This window comes from Parapedobacter koreensis (assembly GCF_900109365.1).
Taxonomy (GTDB): Bacteria; Bacteroidota; Bacteroidia; order Sphingobacteriales; family Sphingobacteriaceae; genus Parapedobacter; species Parapedobacter koreensis.
The window spans coordinates 95,859-116,173 of sequence record NZ_FNZR01000011.1; the positions used below are offsets into that span (position 1 = coordinate 95,859).

The window sequence follows — 20,315 nt, forward strand, 5'->3', positions numbered from 1 at the left end:
TTATAATTTAATGTAAATTTGGTAAAATTTATCAGCAAAACAAAGTGAAGCCCATTCTCCGAAAAATCGATACCGGCGCGGACTATTCCTTCAGTATCCGTGAGGATATCCATCCGTATCTCTATAACCACTGGCACTATCACCCCGAAATCGAGCTTACCTTCATCCGCAAGGGGAAAGGTATCCGATTGGTTGGCGATAGCATGCAACCTTTTGAAGACGGCGATCTGGTTTTATTGGGCACCAATATTCCCCACCTATGGCGCAGCGACGCCAGCTACTTCGAACAGTCATCGGGCCTTACCATTGAAGCGATTGCTATCCATTTTAAGTCCGATTTTTGGGGGGATACGTTTTTAGCTTTACCTGAAATGGCGCCCATAAAAAGACTGATGGAAAATGCGCAACGCGGGATAAAACTCTTGGGTAGTACCCATAGCCTAATAACAAACAGGATGGAAGGTATCATCCACGCGCAGGGTGCCGCACGTATTGAGCAGCTCTTGCATATCCTCAATCTTATCGCTTCTTCCCAAGAAATCGAGTTGCTATCGAGTGCCGGGTTTGTCCACACGTTCAATGCCAATAATACCGACCGCATCGACCAGATATTCAACTACACATTTACCCATTTCAAAGAACCGTTGTCCATCGAACAAGTTGCGTCGGCCGTCAACCTCAGTCCGCATTCGTTTTGCCGGTACTTCAAAACCCGTACCTTGAAAACGTATTGGCAATTCTTGCTGGAAATACGCATTGGCTACGCGTGCAGGCTATTGATAGCAGATCGGCACAACATCTCACAAGTCGCTTTCGAATCCGGGTTTAGCAACCTCTCCAACTTCAACCGCCAGTTTAGAAGCATCATGCAGATGACTCCCCAGCAATACGTGAAAACCTATCGGACAACCCCTCAATTATAGGCCACGGTGTTGCTCAACGTGCCGATGGGGCCTATCGTGATGTTCACGGTATCCCCTACCTGCAAGGTAAAGTCATCAGCAGGCACTAAGCATGTACCTGTCATCAGGAAACTGCCATGGTCGAACGTGCATTCACGGTATAAATATGCTGCCAGTTCGCTGAGCGACCGTTTTATCCGGCTGATGGCCACCGAGTCCTGGAACATCAGCTGTCCATTGCGGACAATAGCCATCTCGATGATCGTGTCGGAACCAATGGGTGATTCAGGAATATAGAGGCATGGCCCCAATGCCGCACTACGGTCGTACACCTTGGCTTGGGGAAGGTACAACGCGTTTTCGCCCTCGATACTCCGCGAGCTCATGTCGTTTCCCACGGTGTAGCCTTGGATGCTCCCGGATGAGTTGATAAAAAGGGTCAGTTCCGGCTCCGGTACATCCCACGCGGAATCCTTGCGAATGCTTACCCGCTGCCCATGCCCGGCTACCCGATGGGGCAATGCCTTGAAAAACAACTCCGGCCGCTCCGCATGGTACACTCGGTCATATAAATCGGCTCCTCCCGAATCTTTCGCTTCCTCCATACGGGCCTCCATGCTCCGTAAATAAGTCACTCCCGCAGCCCATACTTCCTGATTGCCAATAGGCGGCAGCAATTCATTGGCTATCCATGCCAACGCCGTTGCTTCGGGAATGGGATCAAACAGGCTCAATTGCTTGCGAAGATAGGGATGTAGCCCATCCCGGTTAACGAGTTCGTCCCAGTCTTGACGAACCAGGTGGTAGCGGTCGTCCGCATGGAGAACATGGCCTTGTGTTGTTTTATACAATTTCATATGCATATAATTGATTGGTTGCTAAGTTAATCATTAAAGCGAAATCCCGCGTTTCCAGGGGATGAAATCATCGTGTCCCCCAACCTCTGCTTTGACAATCTCCTCACCGCTGGCTACCCGTATGATGTGCTCCAATATCCGTTCGCCGGCGGCTTCAATGCCTTCTTCCCCCCGGACTACTGTGCCCGCGTCGAGATCGATGATATCATTCATTTTTTCATACAATGGCGTGTTGGTAGCAACCTTCACCACCGGTGCAATCGGATTTCCAGTCGGCGTACCGAGCCCCGTTGTAAAGACTACTACCGTGGCACCGCTGCCTACCTCCGCCGTGGTCGATTCAATATCGCTGCCGGGGGTGCACAATAGGGTCAGCCCGGGCTTGGTTACCTTATCCGGATAATCCAGCACATCCACCACGGGCGAAGTGCCTCCTTTTTTTGCGGCACCGGCAGACTTGATGGCGTCGGTAATAAGCCCATCGCGGATATTCCCCGCCGAAGGATTGGAATCGAAGCCGGATCCCACCGCTTCCGCACGGTGCTGATAGGCCTGCATCAGATGCACGAATTTGCCTGCCAACTCCTCATCCACGCAGCGGTCGCTAAGCTCCTGTTCTACACCGCACAATTCGGGAAACTCCGAAAGCACGACCGAGGCACCCAACGCGACCAATACATCAGCGGTATAGCCCAGAGCTGGATTGGCGGAAATACCCGAAAATCCGTCAGAGCCGCCACACTCCAGCCCGATGCATAGCTTGCTGAGCGGCGTGGGCTGGCGGACAACTTCATTGGCCTGCACGAGTCCCATGAAAGTTTGCTGTACGGCTTCACGCAGCAAGTCGGCTTCATTGCCGATACGCTGCTGTTCGAGTATATACAACGGCTTGTTGAACGAGGCATCGCGCTTAGCAATTTCCGCTTCCAGCAAGCTAATTTGTGCATTTTGGCAACCGAGACTCAGCACGGTGGCTCCTGCAACATTGGGATGGGTGACATAACCGGCCAACAGCCCGCATAGTGTGCGGGCGTCGTCTTTTGTCCCTCCACAGCCGAGCGTATGGGTAAGCATCTTGATGCCGTCGACGTGTGCAAACAACCGATCTCCGGTGCCGATCGTTTCAGTGTCAATGGCTGTTGCCAGTGTCGCTTCATCGGTGCCGCCAGCTTGGTATAGCCGTTTCAACTCCCTGACCAACCCGGCGTAAGGGGATGAGGCACGTTGATAGCCCAGTTCTTTTACAAGTGTTTCATGGATGAGGCTTACGTTTTTATTTTCGCAGAACACCAATGGGATAAGCAGCCAATAATTTTTCACGCCTACGGCTCCATTGGAACGGTGGTAGCCCATAAAGGTACGCTCATGCCAGCGGGACACATCGGGTCGTATCCAATCGGTTTTCCGTTGGCTTACCCGGTATTCGCCGGAAGCATGCCGGATATTGGACGTCGAAAGCAACGCACCTTTTTTTATGGGTTGGGTGGCCTTCCCCACCAATACGCCGTACATGATTACGTCGGCATCGGTATCGATATCACGCATCGCATACTTATGTTTTGCCGGCACATCGTCCAGCAGCGTGATCCTGTCTTTTCCGACCGTCATCTCATTGCCCTTTACGAGGCCAACCAATGCTACGGCCACATTGTCCTGCGGATGTATTTGCAGCGATTTCGTCATCATCACTTTTTTATAAAGATTGTTTCGTCAGTTCACCGTCTAACTTTCTCCAAATGCCCAGTCTGTTGCCATCCCGCAACTCAACGGGGAGTAGCCTATCGGGATAATTCTGGTAGCTTACCGGCCGGGTAAACCGGTAGATGGCCTGCGTCCCTACCGAAGTGCTCCGGGCATCTGTAGTGGCGGGGAAAGGCCCCCCGTGCACCATCGCGTGGCCTACTTCCACCCCGGTTGGCGCGCCATTGATGATCAATCTGCCAGCTTTACCTTCCAATGCCTGGAATAGTAGCCCAAATGAATCAATATCCACATCGGTGCACCAGACACTGCTCGTTAATTGCCCATCAAGCACTTTTGCTATTTCCAGTAATTGTGCGGTATCTTCTGCGATCACATGGATGGATGCCGGGCCGAAATACTCTTCCCGCAAAGCATCGTTTCGAAGAAAATCCGCTCCGCGTACCCGGAATGCAACCGGGACGGCTGCATCGGATGGCAACCCTTCCGTTTTTCCCTCACCGAGTACCTGAATCCCGTTGATGGATTTTAGCCGCTCCACGCCTGCTGAATAGGCCGTATAGATACCCGGTGTCAGCATGTCGTGGCAGGTCTGCTCAGCCAGTTGACTACCATAAGTTGAGAGAAAATGCTCCGTTTCGGGCGACTGTAACATGACCATCAATCCGGGATTGGTACAAAACTGTCCAGCACCCAAGGTATTGGAGGCTGCCAAAGCTATGGCCGTTGCTTCCGCATGGTGTTTCAACTGGTCGGGCAACAGAAAAACGGGATTGATACTTCCCATCTCGGCATATACTGGAATGGGTACCGGCCTCCTTGCCGCCGCATCGTACAGGGCCTTGCCTCCCGAAAAAGAGCCCGTAAAGGCTACCGCTGCTATGGAAGGATGGGTGACCACTTGTAGACCTATCTCCCGCGCGACCATCAGCGAGGCGAATACACCCTGAGGCATGTCCGTTTGGCTTGCCGCCCGTTCGATACAACCGCTCACCAGTTGGGATGTTTGCGGGTGCCCCTCGTGTACTTTATACAATACGGGACACCCAGCGGCCAAAGCCGATATTGTATCACCTCCAGCCACTGAAAACGCAAACGGGAAATTGCTCGCACCATATACACATACTGGGCCGAGAGGCAGCTGCATTTGTCGGATATCCGGCTTTGGAGCGGGTATACGCTGTGGGTTTGCTGTATCGATAATGGCATTTACCCATGATCCCTCCTCCAACACCTCGGCAAATAAGTTAATCTGGTTGATGGTTCGGTCGATCTCCCCGTGGAGGCGCCCTTCGGGAAGGTGGGTCTCTTGGTGAGCGATTTCAACGAGATTTAACCGAATAGTGGCTATTTCTCGGGCGATCTGCCGCAGAAAATCGATGCGCCGCGAGGCTGGATATCGCCGATAGTGTTCGAATGCTACTTCGGCGCTTTCCATATAAGTGATGACCTCCGGCCACTCCAATAAGGTATGGGATTCTTTTAATTTTCCATTCATCATAATTGCTTGTCTATATTATGGGCCAACAAATTGGTTTATATACGCTCAAAAAGATGAACACAAAATAAGCTAACAATTTAATGGTTTCCCACCAATTTGTTAGCTTATTCTGATACTATATTGGCTTAACCGACTTATTGTCGGTTTGAGGCTTGCAGCATTAATGCCTCAATGACCTTCCCAATGTAGGCATACGGATATTTATGACTGATGAAATAGTGACCGGCGTCCACTGTGGGGTCCCATGTATTCGATCCATCTTCACTGACCGTAAATTTCCCGGGTCCGTTGACATAGAAGTAATCTTCAGGACTGCGCACGGCGCACAAAACGGCCGTTTGATCCCATGAATTACGATTCGTTTCCCCTTCCTTGGTGTATGTCATAAGGTTATACGCATAGGCCTTGCTTACTGGGTTATTGCCTCCCTGCCTTGCCACTGCGCTTCCTGTAAAAATCTTGGCACCGATTTCGAAGCCGCTGAACAATATTGGCCTGGGCCACTTGCTGATCACATTTACGGAAGCCTGGGCATGTTTGTTGACGTTAAATTCACTGCCCTCGGGGAATGCACCAGCCATGGCAACCAGTTGCTTAACCTTTGCCTTGACGAGATCAACACCGTTCAGCTCCGAATACGCGTCAGGCTGCGAGTCCAACAGCGCACTGATATTCGAAAGGAATCCCACTGTTACAATGGTCACGCTGTTGGCTGGCTGGTTGGCCAGCGAACGGCGGTATACCTCCACGGCGCTGGGATAGCTTCTTGCACGCACATCGGGCGCGAAGGTATTAATCAGCGTATCATTCCAACCATTTTCCGCAGTGAAGTCCGGTGCGCCCCGCATGGCAGTGCCAACCGGTAGGCTATCCCGACCAAAATAACGATTGAACAGCGCTATCGTGGGCGCAATGGATGGATGTGCGTCACTGGCAACCGTAGCCAATACGTCACATTCACCACTATCGGCAAGGGCGTGCAACACCGCAATGGCACCAACGTCATCGTAATCAGGCCCCATGTCGGTATCAAAAATGATTTTAGGTTTACGCTCATGCCCAGCATCCGTAGCCTGTGGCCCGGTACCGGACCTACAGCTTATACACCAAATGCAGCCTATCGAAGCAATCACAGAGAAACTGGCAGAAATACGCATCATCCGTTTATATTAATACAACTACTCTACATGATGGCTGTTTATCCCATCCACCGGTTTGTCGGAATACACTACATAGTTATTTGCCCATATCCTGTAGCCATCACGAGGGTTCGCCACCACCAGCTTTACGGCGTGTTTGCCCTTGGGCAGTTGGTATTTCCAAAAAATCTCGTGCCGACGCTTGGTGTAATCCGTAGACATGGTGAAAGTTTCCACTTTTTCACCATCGATATGCAAATCTACCGAAAAAACATAGTCGGTCAATTCTTCCCCATCCTTATGGGCAGATCCTAACAATACGACGCCCGTGCCCTCAAAGTCAAACGCATATTCCGAAGTAATGTTTTGGTTGACCGTCACCCGTTCAACGGGATATAAGCCTTCAAAACTTTTCTCATACCGCACGGGTTCGGGTTGTTGGATGGCAATTGTTGCCGTGCTATCGCCCACTTCTCCTCCATTGCGCTTGATCATTTCAAGCGCATGCCGATATCCGGTTTCATAGACCTTGTTTAAGGACATCGTCGTATATTTGAAGTTCATGTCTTCCACATCGGCCAGTCCCATCTTCCAATATGACGGGATACTATCGTAGCCAATCATCGTGCCCAATATTCCACCCGCACTCGATGGATTACAATCGGAGTCCTGCCCTGCGCGCGTGGCAATTTCCAGGGTTTTGGTATAATCACCATTGCCATAGAGTAGGCCCAGTACAATATAGGCTGCATTGATTTTCGCATCGATATTGAACGTGGCAAACACGCCTTCCGGGCAGCCCACTTCTTCCGACCATTTCTTTTGTATCTCAAACCAAGTCCGCTTCCAATCATCCGGATACTGCTCATGCCAGTTAATCACGTCGGCGATACATTTGTAAAAGTCGCTTTCTGCGGGAACGGTACGGAGGGCTTCTTTCACCACATAGTGGACGTCATCCGACACAAATGCGAGCGAATACATGGCACCCACGTACACCCCGCCATACCAGCCATCACCATAGTTCATGATATGGCCAATTTTATCACTGATAGCGGATGCCGAGTTGGGCATTCCGGGATTCATCAATCCGGCAAAATCAGATTCTATCTGGTAATCAATATCATCGGCATGGGGATTATTCAGCCAATGCCCGGACTCGGGGGCCTTGATACCATTGAGAATATTGTAGCGTGCGGCTTGGTTGGCATGCCATAGGACATATTCCGCGTTGGCAAAGGCGTTGGCAAAGGAATCTACGGGTGCATCCAGTCCCGCGCGTTCAAACACATCTACGAAGGTGAGATCCATATAAATGTCATCATACAAACCCGGCTCTCCTTCCATCCATTTCCGGATGTAGCCATCGTACCAGGGGATGGTTTGGTAATCCTGGATGAATGTCCCGTTGTAGCGAAATTCGGTAGGCCCACCGAAAGTCACCCCTATCGTCTGGCCGGCCCAGCCACCTTTGATTTTATCTTTTAGTTCTGCAAGCGATAGCACTTTTGAGCCCGATGTTGGGGCGTCTTGCGATGGCTGACTACATGAGCCCAGCCAAGAACATGCCAGCACTCCGAAGGTTAACGTTAGTCTGTTCATAATTTTTCAGTTTTATTTAAAACGGTGTTTACTATCATTTGATTATCCTGGTACTAGTTGGGTATCGGCCCGTAAATTTCCAGCTCACTGATGGATGTAAAATAGGCCGGCTTCCCATACCAGTGTTCCCCGCCCCCGGCATTTCCGATTATCCGGATTGCCGTAGCTTCCAGCGGCTCGAAATTAAGGGTATACATCACAAAATGCGGTTTATCATAAGGCGCATTCCCCTCAACCAAGGTAGGTGAAATCTTCATGTTTTTCACACGCTTCCAGCCACCTTTCCCATCTTTATATTCTACGGAAAGGCTTGTAAACCAACCTGCAATTTCCTCCATTGCCCCGGTATAGAAAACTACCGATCCGACTTTAATCGGCTCGCGCCATTGATAGCCATAATAATCGACCTTGGGCTCATGCGTGCCATCAATGCTGTAATAAGTAGAACCTTCGCCAGCCACGTTTCCATCCCGGATAGCCTCTACGTCATTGGCATACAATGAATAGGGTACGGTGAGCCATAGGGAATCACGCGCAGCGATATCCAATCTGCTTACATTACTCAATACGCGCGTAGCTTGGAGTGCCAGGTTGGGGCCGGTCACCCGCACCTTCAATTCCCGCGTGGCCTGTTGCGTGCCCCGCTGCGCTGCGATAAGAAGCCGATAATTTCCGGGCTGGCTGGTCGTTCCAACGATATTGCCCTTGTCAAACTGAAGTCCTTCGGGGAGCGACCCATCCGCGACCCGCCATTGCACGTCATCGCCATCTCCCACGATGGCCATGCGGTATGACACTGGCTTACCGACTTCAATCCGTAGATCAGGCCCCTCCGGCAGTTCGAGGGGTGCTTGAAACGACGCAGCACGTTTTATCACGTAGTAGTCTTTTCCATCCTCCGTGATTTTTTTGCCCCCATTCATCAGGATGATGCGTTCCCCTTGCATGGCTGTCCGAAGCGCCATATCATGGATACCCGCATCCGGCAAGTCATACCGGCTGACGTTGATATACCGGTCATTGAACGGTTGCTCCCAACCCGTTATCGGGAATAATAATTCATCCGGAATCGCTTCCATTCCGTTGATAAGCGCGATCAGTCCGCACATCGTGGCGGTTTGATTGTCGGCATCAAACCCCATTACCACCGCCATATCCAATGTTTTCTGGAAATCCCCTTGCCCGTACAGCAAAGCGAGTATGCCACATGCACCATTTAGGTTGGCATTCCATATCGTCTTGGTGTCGGCAGGTTCATGCTGGTAATACCGCTCCGCCATCGTTGCCCGTGCCGCCTTCCAATCCGTTGGGTGTGCCTTGTACAGTGCTTTCATATCTTCCACGGTTTGCGCAAACCGGCTACCTGCCGGAAGGGCCGCCGTTCCGATATCAATAAGGCGGTAAATGTCGGATTCAAAGAAAGCTGCGGCAAACATGGCTCCATAGTGGATGGTGGGTTCCACCCCCCAATCATCACTGGTAATACGGGCGGCCCATTCCGACTTTCCTGCGGCATAATGCACCATGCCGGGTGCCGTGATCGCCCAAATTTCATTGACCAATTGCGGGTCGATTTGAAACCAGTGCGGATTATATTGTTTATAGCCCGTCAATGGCGGACTGTATCCCACATGCATCAGCCCGAGTGCGGCCCGATTAGCCAGCCATACGCGCTCGCGGATGTGATGTTTCCACGCTCCAGCCAATTGCGCATAGGTAGGCTCCGCGCCATATTTTTCCATTTGGAGCAGGTACATATATTCCACATCCGTGTCGTCGTCTGAAAACGCGCCGTCTACGTCCCGGAGCTGCTGCAGCCTGGGGCCGTAGCCAAAAGGGAACGTTTCCGGACCCGGCTCATCGATATAGGCATTTTCGTGGGGCAAACCATAAGTATTGCCTACGATCTGTCCCAACCACGATGCATACACCTTCTGCTGGTAGGTTTCCACGGCAATTTTCAGGTATGGGCCGTTATCCTGCGCCTTCAATGTCCTTGCTCCGCCTGCCGGCCCAAGCAGCACGGCAAGCAGGCACCACGCCGCCCATATCCGACGACGCCATAACTTGTCTTTATCCGTTGCGTTAATAATCATCATTCTGTGTCAGATTGGGATTCTTGTCGATTTCTTCCTGCGGGATCGGCAAGAAATAAAATGCATCCCGCCAAGACCGGGGTTCCATTACCTCTTCGGTATATTGAAAGCCGCCACCGCCCTGCCGTTCGATCGTCATTTTATGCACCGGCACATTGAGTAGTTGGGGAGCTGTTTTCCACCTGCGCACATCAAAGAAGTACTGCTCTTCAAAAGCCAGTTCGACCTTCCGTTCATTCATATATCGTGCACGTAAGGCTTGCCCCGATTCATCATTGGGTATTTCGGGCATGTCCGATCGTTCCCGCACCCGGTTAATATAGGCACGCGCTTCGTCCTCATGGCCCAAATTCAGTTGTGCTTCGGCATAGTTGAGCAGGACTTCTGCATAACGGATCACTATCCAGTTGGCACTCCACCGGTTATCGCCGTAGCTCAGGGGATTCTCCTCGTTAAGGAACTTTTTGAGGTAGTAGCCGGTCATGGTGAGCGACGTCGCATATTCGTCATAGGCCCCTGGTCCATTGGCTCCGTCTACGAAGGTTTCCAGCGTCCTACCCCGCCATGATGCGCCGTTATATAAGATAGATGCATAAAACCGCGGATCCCGCCCCACATAAGGAGCCGCCAAATCATAGCCGGATTCCGGATCTCCGATGGCCCTGCCATTGGCCATTTCGTAACTGTTGACCAGCTCCTGCGTGGGCCTGGTCATACCATACGCACCATTGAACCCCTGCGGATTGGTCATGTAATCCCAGTCGTTTGTCCGGTAAGGATAAGCAAACTGGATGTCGAATATCACCTCCTCGTTATTATCATTCAGGAAGAGCCCATTGTAATCGGGATATAGTGCGTATTGTTCTGAACTGATGACCGCCCATGCGGCATCTGCGGCAAGTTGCCATTTGGCCAAGTCATTCCCTTCATTGTGGAGCGGGCTCGCCGCATAAAGCAATGCCCGTGATTTCAGTGCTAAAGCAGCGCCAGATGTCGCTTTGCCAACCTCGGTGGGCGACCATTCCGACGGCAGCAGTCCGGCGGCGGCATCAAGATCCGCAACGATAAAATCCACGCATTCTTCGTACGAATTTCGGGGCACAAATAAGTCTTCATCCAATGACTGAGCGGATGAAATGATGGGTACGCCCCCGAAGAAATTAACCAGCTCCGAATAAAACAGGGCCCGGAGGAAGTAGGCCTGCCCCAGCAATCCGTCATTTGTCTCCGCATCGCCCTGCCCGGTATTGTATTGCGCGATGAATTGATTCAAACTCCGTATCGGATAATACAGATCCCAAGCATCCGCAAACGGGGCATTGCCGGGTGTGACCTCGCCGGTATTGAACGGCTGGGCCGGATGCCAGTTGTGCCCTCCTTCCCCGATTTCGGTTGCACAGTCCAATCCACGCCCCAGACCACCCGGGATATTCAGGTAGACGTCATTCAGATACAATTGCGCTAAATTAGCATCTTCCCATACCAGTTCTTGGTCGATAACGTCCAAGGGGTTTTTATTCAAGACATCTTTCTCACATGAAAAGAAGAAACCTGCCACAAGCGCCGTCAATAATTTGATATAACCTTTCATGATTGTTTGTTTTTTAGCCAACTAAAATTCAACATTAAGCCCTACCATCATCGTTTTCTGAATCGGGTAAAAATAAGGTGCACCCGATGGGGCTTCGGGGTCGAATATCTTCACCTTGCTCCAAGTGAGCAGGTTTGTCCCCGTTAGGTATATGCGCAGCCGTTTGAGCACATTTTCCGGAATGAGGCTCTTTGGAAACGTGTAGCCCAGTTCGGCATTTTTCAGCCGCAGATAGGCGGCATCTTGCAACCAGAATGAGGACGTCTCTTGTTTGTAATTGTATTGATCGAGGGAAAGCCTTGGATAGGAGGCATTGGGATTTTCCGGGGTCCACCGGTCAAGGTGATGTTCCATCGCACTGCTTCCATAGATAAACTCAAGCGTCGCCTCGCCTTGGAAATTGACATTATACCCACCTGCACCCTGCAGCAATACATTCAGGTCAAATCCTTTATAGCTTCCACCCAGCGTGATCCCGAATATGCTTTCGGGAATGTCAGATTTTCCTATCGCACTGATATCGTTTGAATTGATGACATTATCGCCGTTCAAATCTTTATACCGGATGTCTCCGAGGCGGGGTTCTACACCCACAATCTTCGGGGAATTGTCGATTTCTTCCTGGGTCTGGTAAAGCCCTTCGCTCACGTAACCGAAAAATTGCCCCATGGGTTTGCCCGTACGCTGCCGATAAGCGGGTATGTTGGCCGGTTCATCGATGAAGGCAATTTTGTTCCGGGTAAATGTGTAGTTGGCATTCACAAAATAGTTGAATGCACCGATGGTATGGTCATGCCGCAACTCCACCTCGACACCATGGTTTCTTACCCGTGCGATATTCTCCACCGGCAAGGATGCTCCAAAGGTCACGGGGACAGATTGGTTGCGCATGGCCAGGATATTAGCACGTTGCTCAAAAAACACATCGGTACGGAATCCGAAAAATCCACCTTTAAATGAGGCATCCACCCCAAAATTGGTTTTACGTGCCCGCTCCCAGGTAACATACGGGTTGGCCAATTCACCGATGTACAACGACTGTACGGGTGTGGGCGACGATCCGCCAAAAACATAGTCGCTACCGTAATAAACGGGCTGCCGATATAAAAAGCGCCTGTCGCTTACCAAGTCGTTGCCCACCTCTCCATATGAACCCCGTATCTTGAGCATATCGATATAATCGATGCGTTTGAGAAACGCCTCATTGGCCATGTTCCATCCCAACGAAAATCCCGGGAAAAAACCATATCTCCGGGAAGGTGCAAAATTCTCGGATCCGTTATAGCCAAAGCTAGCCTCTACCAGGTATCTCTGATCGTAATTGTAGTTGATACGCCCCACCACACCTTCGCGTCCGCTTTCCGAGGCTCCCCCATAATTGTTGATGTTGGTCCGTGGGCCGGCGAACAGCTGGTCGAGCGCTTTGGATGGAAAATCGGATCGGTAGCCACTGAGGGAATTGCTGTAGCTCGCAAATTGCGTATAGAGCGCCAGTATGCCCAATTCATGCTTGCCGAATGTCCGGTTGTAATTGATATGTGTTTCAAACGTCCGGTTGTTGTACTGATCAAACCCTTCGTCCAAACTGGGCAGGGGCACCCCTATCTCTTCTAGCCCATCGCCCGTGGGAATGAAGGTTTGGTAGGGTGTATACCAGTTTTTGTAATTGTTAAAACCAAAATCATAGGCATATATCACTTTTGCCGATAGCCCCTTGACCCAAAAATCAAACTTCTGATCAATGGTAAATGAAGTTTGGATATTCCTTGCACCATTTTTCCGATAGCCAGCCTCCGTCAGATCGGCTACCGGGTTGGTACCCCACAACGATGCCCACGAACCGTCTTCATTTTTAATGGGAAATGCGTTTGGTGGCAGATAGGTCGTCGTGCTGAATATCCCCCCGTCTTCCCTGGATGTCACCACGCCGGGATGCCGCCAGTCCCCTAATTCCCCGCCCAATCCAACGGTCAGTTTCGTGGTATTGCTGAGATCGGCGTTAATATTGGCCCTGAAATTATATTTGGAAAAATTCACGCTTCTATACATCCCCTGCTGATCAAAATACCCCAGCAGCAAAAAGTAATTCAGATGCTCCGAACCGCCCGTAGAAGACAGCGAATGCCTTTGCTGCAATGCGTCTGGTTTGATCACTGCATTATACCAATCGACATCAGGATGCGTATATGGGCTTGAATGGTCGCGGTATTTCTGCAGATCTTCCGCTGAGTAAGGTGGTGTCGCGTCGGGATTGTCATTCAACGCCGCTTCGTTATATAATCGGGCGAAGTCATAGGAATTCAGGTATTTGGGCACCTGCGAAGGATTCTGGATTCCCGCATATCCATTGTACGTAAATGAAGGCTTGCCTGTTTTTCCCCGTTTGGTAGTCACCAGTATAACCCCATTGGCGCCGCGAATACCATAAACCGCGGTCGCAGAAGCATCCTTCAGTACGCTCAACGATTCGATTTCGTTGGGATCGATTTGCGAAAAATCACGGGGGATACCATCTACAAGAATCAACGGAGCATTATTATTCAATGTTGATCTTCCCCGGATTAGGAGTTCGTCCGGCGAATCGTCACCCGGCTCTGCATTCCGTTGCACGGCGACGATCCCTGGCAATCGCCCAACCAACGCATTAGCGAGGTTAGGTGCGTTGCTCCTGACGATTTCGTCGCCTTTCACAGCAGAGACAGATCCCGTTACGTCTTGTTTGGCCTGGGTTCCATAACCGATTACCACGACTTCCTCCAAGGCCGAATCGGAAGCGACCATGGCGATATCTAACATTTTTTTACCTCCTAGAGCCACCTCTTGGCTGTTATATCCGATATAACGGACCAACAACGAAACATCAAACGAACGTACCGTAAGTGTATAGACACCTTCCTCATTGGTGGTCGTGCTGGCATCTTCACCCACGACCGTAATGGTTGCCCCTACCAGCGGCTCGCCGCTGGCTGCATCCGTCACCTTGCCGGTCACTGTCTCCTGTGCCACGGTACGTTGGCAAAATAATAGGCAACAGACCAGACCAAGCAAAGTGTATTTCATACTTTTACTCATAACAATTGGTTTTTTATTGGTTTATAATACCTTGTACAGGCGCTCGTTATCCACCAGCGGCAATCACCAGCCCCAGTCCAACGACAAACAATACGAACATCGCACTCACAAGCGCATTGACCGTCTTTGATCCGCCCCTAAATTCTTTCCAGATCAATACGCCCCACAGTGCGGCCACCAATGTGGCCCCCTGCCCAAGCCCATACGATATGGCCGGCCCGGCTTTGCCTGCGGCAATGAGGTTGAAGAGGTTGCCTACCCCCCAGATACCGCCCCCCAGGATGCCCACCACGTGCAGGCCAAACCGTCCTTTGAAATATTCACTGTAACTACTGGGACTCCCCTCAAGCGGCCTGCGCAACAGGATGGTATTAAACAGCAAGTTGCTCACCACAATGCCGCCTGCAAACACCACAAATGCGGTATAAGGTGTCATCTTTCCGGCAGCAGGAGACACGAAGTTTTCCAAATCCATGCCTGCGGCGATGAATGGATAAAAGGTAGACATCAACACGCCTGCTATAACGGATACAACTATCCACTTGCCCACGCCTTTTTTGCCGGTACTGCCCGAATGCTTCTGGTAGGCAACAGCGTTGAGAACAATCGCCACGGTCACCAACCCTACACCAAGGAAAAGCAATACTGGATCACCCTTGCTGAGCATCAGGTAATTGATGAGCACGCCAATGACCAGTGCCAGGCCGATTCCCACGGGAAATGCCACGGCCATACCCGCGCCAGCAATGGCTGCGGTAAGGAGGATATTGGCCAAGTTGAACACCACACCGCCGATAAATGCGCTCCGTATGTTGCTTCCTTCTGCCTGACCCAAATCAGCGACGAATGATCGGCCGGATTCACCGATGCTTCCCATGGTAAATGCCCCCACAAGTGCCAGTAGAAAAATCCCCAGTACATAGTCCCAATAGAACAGCTCAAAGCGCCATTCCCGTTGCACCAGCTTTTGCGTATTGGCCCATGAACCCCAGCAAAGCATCGTGATGATGCAAAAAAGGACTGCCAAGCCATAATTTTCTACGATAAACATAATTTTTCCGGTTTTAATTGGTTAATATAAGCTATACTACTTCACGCTGCTGAGCAGCACTTCATTGCGAAAGGGAATGGACGACTGCGCGCCCATACGCGTCACCGCAATCGATGCCGCCCGGCAAGCAAAGGCGATGGCGTCTGTCAGCGTCTTGCCTTCAGCTACGGCCACAGCTAATGCCCCATTGAATACATCCCCTGCCGCTGTGGAATCCACGGTTTCCACAGCGGGAGCCGGAATGTGATAAAATACGCCATCCTCCAACAAGGCAGCACCACGATCGCCCAGCGTAATGATAACATGCTTCACGCCCTGGGCATGGATGCTTTCTGCGGCCTGCCTTGCATCCGGAATATCGGTAATGCGTATGCCCGAGAGCATTTCCGCTTCGTTTACATTGGGTGTGATGATATCCACCATATGGAATACATTCGGCACAAGCGCGTTGGCAGGCGCTGGATTGAGGATGACCTGCATGCCCCTTGCCCGTGCATGGCGGGCGGCGAATTCAACCGTACGCATAGGAATTTCCAACTGGATAAGCAGTATTTTCGCGTTTGCATAATTGTTCATCACCTTTTCTACGTCAGCAGGCTCCAAATGTGCGTTGGCTCCGGGGGCTACCACAATGCTATTTTCCCCTTTTTCATCCACGGTAATGAGCGCAATGCCAGACGGGCTCTCCCGATCGGACAGAATACCGTCGGTATCTACACCTTCTTCATCAAATAACTGTGACGACTGCTTACCAAAGATGTCGTCACCAATTTTACCGATAAACGTCACATCTCCACCCAACCGCGCAACAGCTACTGCCTGGTTGGCCCCTTTGCCCCCCGGATTCATGAAAAACGAACCCCCCAAAACGGTTTCCCCGGGCTGGGGAATATGACTGGTTTTTACCACCATATCCATGTTCATACTGCCTACAACGATGATTTTATTATTCATATAACTGGTCAAAAAATGATAACGGGTTTATAATGGATCAAAAATAAATCAGATAGCCATTAGAAAATAGCCATATTTTCGTAATTTTATGAATCTTAACTTGATATTATACAACAACAATAAAACACAAAAATCTTATTTTCAAATATTTATATCATATAAATTCACATAAGATTTTTCCCATTATTTCAATTAAGCAGCTAAAAAATGCTCGTCTTCGAATTAGAGAAACTCATCAAATCGCTCTCGGCAACGGAGAGAAAACTTTTCCATCTCCACAGCAGCAAATTACAAGGACCAAAAGATTACGTGCTTTTGTTTGATTTGGCTACGGATAAGAAGGCCGGACGCAACAAGACGTGGGAACAACGCTTTAAAGAAAAATACCCGAATAAATTGTTTGAAAATGCTGCCAATTACCTTTATAAAGTGCTCACGGACGTATTAGTACAAATACGCATTGAACAGGACACATGGTATACACAATACCAGAGCTTGATGAAAGCGCGGCTCTGCTTCGAACGTTCCATTCCCAATAGGGCTCATAAGGAACTACAAAAGACACTTAAACTCGCCGCTGAAAGCCAAAACCATTCCGTAGCTTATCAAGCCGCCCGTATGGAGCTTACCGCATTGGCAGACATCGGCTTTCCCAGCTTCAATGAGCAGCAATTGGTGGATAAACAGATGAAAGCCAAGCATACACTGCAGTCGCTTCGCCAACTTCATGAACATTATTCCCTCTATGAATTATTGAGCCACCGCCTTACAAAAGGAGTGCTCCACAGCAATGGCAAACGCGACAAGCGGATAAATGACCTCATCTTGAGCGAGCTCAGCTTGACGACGCGGGGCAGCCAATACCAATTCGAGCCTCAAAAGCTTCATTTACTATTCCAGTCCTTCTTTTTTATCCATACCGGTGAATACCGCTCGGCACTACGGATATTCGACGAACTCAACACATTCATTGAATCCAATGAATCGATGTGGAATTACCCGCCTTATGATTACCTCTCCGCACTGGACGGCATTTTGGATAGTCTGCGAGGCATTGGCTATTATAGGGAAATGGCGCATTTTATTGACAAAATCGTTGCGCTATCCAAACGAACATATCCCGACCATTTCCGTAGTTTAGCAGGACTTACTGCGTTGGCTTACCGTTTGAGCATGTACCTGGGAACCGGTGATGTCCATGAGGCTATGCAATTGCTGGACAGCTCCAAACATGAAAAGCAGCAGACTTCCATCACCGACAGCCATGAAAAACAACTGGAATACCTTTATTTCGAAGGCTTGGCATATTTTCTTTCGCAGCAATGGCATGATGCCAATAGGTGCATCAATCACTTTTTCACCTTCGGCAAACAAAATTCCCAGCTTTCCGTATACCGCGCAGGAAGGTTGCTGCATATCCTCCTTGGCTATGAACAAGACGATATGGCATATCTTGAATATGAAATCCGCTCCTACAAAAGGGCTTTCAGCAAGTTAGGTAAGGCCTTTAAAATTGAAAAATTGGTATTCAACACCATCGCAGCCGATCCCAAACGCCGGGGGAATGCGTGGAAAGCGGCGGCACGACAAAAGGTAGCCATTAAACTTAGCGAAATCAGATCCGATAAGCGTGAGATGCAATTGCTGAAATTCTTTGATTATGGCAAATGGGTGCTCAGCAAATACACCTGAAATCCCCTGCCTACAATCAGTAAGGGATATTCAGCTTCTTAAACACAACGTGCCAGAGCCAAATGGGGCCGAGTGCAAGCAATTGTAAAAAACTGCGGAAAGGGGGCGCTGTCCGTTCCATACTTCTACCCCAGTATAAAACAATAAAGGATACCAACAGCAATGTCATACAGACCAGCCAAACAGCTGGCCCTCCGCGCTGTTCGATGTATTCGAGCTGCACGATGAAAAAGCTGAATATGCCTATTGTAAACAGTACGGCGTAAGACAATGTAGGGGCTAAGCGTAGGTAATAATAGATGATGGCTGCAATGAGGAAGGAGCCCCAATTGAGAAACATGTCATAGCCATGTTTTTTCAGAAAGGTAATTTCGGGAAAAGGTATCATCCATACCAACCCCAGCACTGCAAAAAAGAGAACAGGTATTGCAACCCATTGAATCACTCGGTTAGCCGGATGTTGGTATGCCTTGTCCAAGGTTTCAAAATAGGCGTCTACCTTCCGCTTGGGCACTTCCGGCTTCGGGCCTCCGCCCCCCCTCTTCGGACCCCTGACTGCTTGCTTCGGACTATTTTGCATACGACACCGAGCGCGTCTCGCGGATTACCGTTACTTTAATCTGTCCCGGATAGGTCATCTCCGTCTGGATGCGGGTAGAGATATCCGCTGCCAGCAACTCCGCCTGCGCATCCGATACCCGCTCACTTTGCACCACTACCCGCAGTTCACGCCCTGCTTGTATGGCAAATGTTTTTTCCACACCGGGATAGGAAAGTGCCAGCTCTTCCAATTCCTTAAGCCGCTTGATGTAATTTTCCACCACTTCCCGGCGCGCACCCGGCCGCGCCCCGGAGATGGCATCACAGGCCTGTACGATAGGCGAAATCAGCGAGGTCATCTCAATTTCATCGTGGTGTGCACCGATGGCATTGCAGACATCGGGATGTTCCTTGTATTTTTCTGCCAGTTGCATACCCAATATGGCATGTGGCAACTCCGGATTGTCATCCGGCACCTTGCCGATATCATGCAGCAATCCGGCACGTTTGGCGTATTTGACATTGAGCCCCAGTTCGGCGGCCATGGTTGCACTGAAGTTGGCCACTTCACGCGAGTGCTGCAATAGGTTCTGTCCATAAGATGATCGGTAGCGCATACGCCCCACCATTCGGATAAGCTCAGGATGGAGTCCGTGTATGCCCAAGTCTATCGCTGTACGTTCCCCGATTTCGACAATTTCATCTTCAATCTGGTTTTTAGTTTTTGCCACGACCTCCTCGATACGCGCAGGGTGAATACGGCCATCCGTCACCAGGCGGTGCAGGGCCAACCGGGCAATCTCCCGGCGTACGGGATCAAATCCGGATAAGATGATCGCTTCCGGGGTATCATCCACAATGATTTCCACGCCCGTAGCCGCCTCTAGCGCACGGATGTTCCGGCCTTCACGGCCAATGATACGCCCTTTAATCTCATCGTTTTCGATATTGAAGATGGATACCGTGTTTTCGATAGCGCTCTCAGTAGCGGTGCGTTGTATGGTCTGGATAACCACCTTTTTAGCTTCCTTGGTAGCGGTCAGCTTGGCCTCGTCTACAATATCCTTAATCTGAATAATCGCTTTCGACCGGGCCTCTTCCTTCAGGTTTTCCACCAACTGGTTTTTCGCTTCTTCTGCCGAAAGGCCTGCTATGGTTTCCAATTGCTTGATGTGCTGTGTTTTCAGCTGCTCTACCTCTTCCTGTTTTTTCTCGTTGAGTTCGGTAAGCCGATCCAGGTTTTTACGGGTGCTTTCCAACTCCTGTTTCTCACGATTCAGCTGTTCCAGCTTTTGATTCAGCGATTGTTCCTTTTGCCGGACACTGTTTTCACGTTGGTTCAGTGTATTGTTCTTTTGGTTAGTTTCCTTTTCATGTTCAGCCTTCAGTTGCAGGAACTTTTCCTTGGCTTCCAATAGCCGTTGTTTTTTGAGATGCTCGCCCGCCTGTTCGGCTTCTTTAAGGATTTTCTTAGCCTTGCTTTGTGCCGCCACCTCCTGCTTTTTAAACAAGAGGCGCAATGCAAACCGCCCAACAACTATTCCCACAGCAAAACCTATAATGATGTATATAATTTCCATTACCTGTTCGTTTTTATTTATTCATTTTTACACTTGT

At 50.1% G+C, this 20,315-nt stretch carries 14 protein-coding genes; 2 read left to right on the plus strand and 12 right to left on the minus strand.

Translation table 11 applies throughout. The annotated features are described in order from the left end of the window. The first annotated feature begins 44 nt into the window (after window positions 1-44). The gene (locus BMW65_RS21095; RefSeq protein ID WP_090608645.1) at window positions 45-923 is read left to right on the plus strand and encodes an AraC family transcriptional regulator; all 879 of its coding nucleotides are present in this window, start codon (window positions 45-47) and stop codon (window positions 921-923) included. Here BMW65_RS21095 and BMW65_RS21100 read toward each other — a convergent pair. From BMW65_RS21100 to rbsK, 10 genes are all read right to left on the minus strand, one after another. Then, entirely contained in the window at window positions 914-1,759 is an 846-nt protein-coding gene (locus BMW65_RS21100) for a fumarylacetoacetate hydrolase family protein (protein WP_090608647.1), read from the minus strand. The two genes, BMW65_RS21095 and BMW65_RS21100, sit on opposite strands and share 10 nt — an antisense overlap. Before the next feature lie 33 nt (window positions 1,760-1,792). Next, on the minus strand, window positions 1,793-3,445 hold the full coding sequence (locus BMW65_RS21105) for a UxaA family hydrolase (protein ID WP_090608649.1): 1,653 nt from the start codon (window positions 3,443-3,445) through the stop codon (window positions 1,793-1,795). Window positions 3,446-3,452: 7 nt separating this feature from the next. Further along, window positions 3,453-4,961: an aldehyde dehydrogenase (NADP(+)) gene (locus tag BMW65_RS21110; RefSeq protein ID WP_218145488.1), complete on the minus strand. Its 1,509-nt coding sequence runs from the start codon at window positions 4,959-4,961 to the stop codon at window positions 3,453-3,455. 134 nt (window positions 4,962-5,095) lie between these two features. Next, window positions 5,096-6,121, minus strand: a complete 1,026-nt coding sequence (locus tag BMW65_RS21115) for a nucleoside hydrolase (protein WP_090608651.1) — start codon at window positions 6,119-6,121, stop codon at window positions 5,096-5,098. An 18-nt stretch (window positions 6,122-6,139) separates the two neighbouring features. Further along, a complete protein-coding gene (locus BMW65_RS21120) occupies window positions 6,140-7,702 on the minus strand; it encodes an ADP-ribosylglycohydrolase family protein (RefSeq protein ID WP_090608653.1) in 1,563 nt (520 codons plus the stop codon). A gap of 53 nt (window positions 7,703-7,755) precedes the next feature. Further along, a complete protein-coding gene (locus BMW65_RS21125; RefSeq protein WP_090608655.1) occupies window positions 7,756-9,801 on the minus strand; it encodes an ADP-ribosylglycohydrolase family protein in 2,046 nt (681 codons plus the stop codon). After that, window positions 9,788-11,389, minus strand: a complete 1,602-nt coding sequence (locus tag BMW65_RS21130) for a RagB/SusD family nutrient uptake outer membrane protein (RefSeq protein ID WP_143053962.1) — start codon at window positions 11,387-11,389, stop codon at window positions 9,788-9,790. Before BMW65_RS21130 ends, BMW65_RS21125 begins: the two co-directional genes overlap by 14 nt. A 21-nt stretch (window positions 11,390-11,410) precedes the next feature. Beyond that, on the minus strand, window positions 11,411-14,449 hold the full coding sequence (locus BMW65_RS21135; RefSeq protein WP_177181248.1) for a SusC/RagA family TonB-linked outer membrane protein: 3,039 nt from the start codon (window positions 14,447-14,449) through the stop codon (window positions 11,411-11,413). 58 nt (window positions 14,450-14,507) lie between these two features. Then, complete coding sequence (locus BMW65_RS21140; protein WP_090608659.1) at window positions 14,508-15,512, minus strand: GRP family sugar transporter; 1,005 nt, start codon at window positions 15,510-15,512, stop codon at window positions 14,508-14,510. Window positions 15,513-15,548: 36 nt separating this feature from the next. Next, the gene (rbsK, locus tag BMW65_RS21145) at window positions 15,549-16,466 is read right to left on the minus strand and encodes a ribokinase (protein WP_090608661.1); all 918 of its coding nucleotides are present in this window, start codon (window positions 16,464-16,466) and stop codon (window positions 15,549-15,551) included. Between the two features lie 207 nt (window positions 16,467-16,673). Between rbsK and BMW65_RS21150 the strand changes: the two genes are divergently transcribed. Then, complete coding sequence (locus BMW65_RS21150) at window positions 16,674-18,158, plus strand: hypothetical protein (protein ID WP_090608663.1); 1,485 nt, start codon at window positions 16,674-16,676, stop codon at window positions 18,156-18,158. Between the two features lie 16 nt (window positions 18,159-18,174). On the opposite strand, the gene BMW65_RS21155 is transcribed toward BMW65_RS21150, so the two are convergent. Next, window positions 18,175-18,738, minus strand: coding sequence for a DUF962 domain-containing protein (locus BMW65_RS21155; RefSeq protein ID WP_090608665.1), 564 nt, complete (start codon window positions 18,736-18,738; stop codon window positions 18,175-18,177). Further along, entirely contained in the window at window positions 18,728-20,278 is a 1,551-nt protein-coding gene (gene rny / locus BMW65_RS21160) for a ribonuclease Y (protein WP_090608668.1), read from the minus strand. Before rny ends, BMW65_RS21155 begins: the two co-directional genes overlap by 11 nt. Between the last annotated feature and the right edge of the window lie 37 nt (window positions 20,279-20,315).